A 1549-nucleotide genomic window follows, 5' to 3' on the forward strand; every position below is an offset into this window, starting at 1 on the left:
CCACCGCGCCGGTGTCGGTGAGCAGGACGTTGCTGGGCTTGAGGTCGCGGTGGACGACACCGGCGCGGTGGATGTCGCGCAGCGCCTCGGCGAGCCCGGCGGTGAGCCGGCGCAGTTCGGCCGGGGCCAGCGGGCCGTTCCGCTTCACCTGGTCGGCGAGGGTGGGCCCGGGGACGTAGAGGGTGGCCATCCAGGGGCGTACGGCATCGGGGTCGGCGTCGACGACCGGCGCGGTGAAGGCCCCGCTGACCCGGCGGGCGGCCGCGACCTCCTGGCGGAAACGCGCTCTGAACTCGGGGTCCTCCGCATACCGTGCGTGCACGACCTTGACCGCGAGCCGCAGCCCCGAGGCGGAGGCCGCGAGGTGCACGACGCCCATGCCGCCGGCACCCAGACATGCCTGGAGGCGGTAGTCGCCCGCGTACTCGGGCTGCTCCGCATTCCGGTCGGCACCGGTATCGCGCAACGGCGGCATCGCCCACCCCCGTGTGGTTCCCCGTGACTCGCGCGCACCCGCGCGAACCCGACGGAGCCTAGTCCATGGGCCCCACGAAGTCGGTGGGGCTTGCTAGCCTGCGCGTCGCGGAGAGTGAAACTCGGCGGAGCGCTTTTGCGCCAAGGGGGAGGACACCATGAGCACGGACGAGAACGAGACAACCACGATGGCGACCACGGACACCCGCTACGCGGTCGCACCCGGCTACCGGGTCAATGTGCGCTCGGGCCCGAGCACCCAGTACCCGATCGTCCGGGCGCTGCCGCTCGGCGCCACGGTGGCGATCTCCTGCCAGAAGTACGGCGAGTGGATCAGCGGCCCGTACGGCACCACGAGGATCTGGGACAACATCGCGCCGGGCGAGTACATCTCCGACGCGTACGTCCGCACGGGCAGCGACGGGTTCGTCGCACCGCGCTGCGCCTGAGGCCCTCCTCCGTCGCCCCGGGGATAATCGACATCGTGAGCGACGACGAGCAGACCCCCCGCACCACCGGTGGCCCGGCCGGCGGCCCGACCGGCGGGACTCCTGCCGGGCCTCAGCCCGAAGAGATCCGTTTCTTCGGCACGACCTGGGTCGACCACAGCGGCAACTACACCCTGCGCCGCATCGGCCTGGCCGTCGGCTCGCTGGCCGCCGCCGCCGCGGCCTGCTTCGTGCTGCGCTTCGCGTACGAGGGACTGCAGATCGCGGACGTCGGCGGCATCGTCAACATGCTGGTCGTCCTCATGTTCGCGGTCTGCAGCGCCATCGCCTTCCGCAAGACCTGGGAGGGCTTCGTCCGCAGGCCCGCCGACCCCGCCCGCGAGGAGTCCCTGCGCAGCCTGAAGGCGATCGGCTTCATCGGCTCGCTCCTCGCCTACTGCGCCCGCTGCTTCGTCGAGGCCCCGGGCGAGAAGCTCCGCCGCGCCGAGTACGACACGGCCCGCGCGCAGTACGAGAAGCGCCGGGGCACCCGTACGGGCAACCCGGCCGCCCGCAAGAAGCCCAAGCGCACATAGTCAGCCGGCGTCGGCCCCCGCGAGATCCCTTCTCGCGGGGGCCGACGCCGG

At 72.4% G+C, this 1549-nt stretch carries 3 protein-coding genes; 2 read left to right on the forward strand and 1 reads right to left on the reverse strand.

Annotated elements, in window-relative coordinates; translation table 11 throughout:
- Positions 1-475 (reverse strand): serine/threonine-protein kinase (locus AOK00_RS06605; RefSeq protein WP_159041691.1); only part of this gene is annotated, 475 nt, incomplete at its 3' end.
- 157 nt (positions 476-632) lie between these two features.
- Between AOK00_RS06605 and AOK00_RS06610 the strand changes: the two genes are divergently transcribed.
- Entirely contained in the window at positions 633-923 is a 291-nt protein-coding gene (locus tag AOK00_RS06610) for an SH3 domain-containing protein (RefSeq protein ID WP_055599372.1), read from the forward strand.
- Between the two features lie 35 nt (positions 924-958).
- Positions 959-1498 carry a hypothetical protein gene (locus tag AOK00_RS06615; RefSeq protein WP_055599373.1) on the forward strand — a complete coding sequence of 180 codons (540 nt, stop codon included), beginning with the start codon at positions 959-961 and terminating at the stop codon, positions 1496-1498.
- Positions 1499-1549 lie beyond the last annotated feature (51 nt).

The sequence above is a fragment of the Streptomyces aureus genome (genome assembly GCF_001418135.1).
Classification (GTDB): Bacteria; Actinomycetota; Actinomycetes; order Streptomycetales; family Streptomycetaceae; genus Streptomyces; species Streptomyces aureus_A.

What these genes read in the sequence shown, in the direction of transcription:
- AOK00_RS06610 (WP_055599372.1), top strand. Translation starts at nt 633, where the DNA reads ATGAGCACGGACGAGAACGAGACAACCACGATGGCGACCACGGACACC.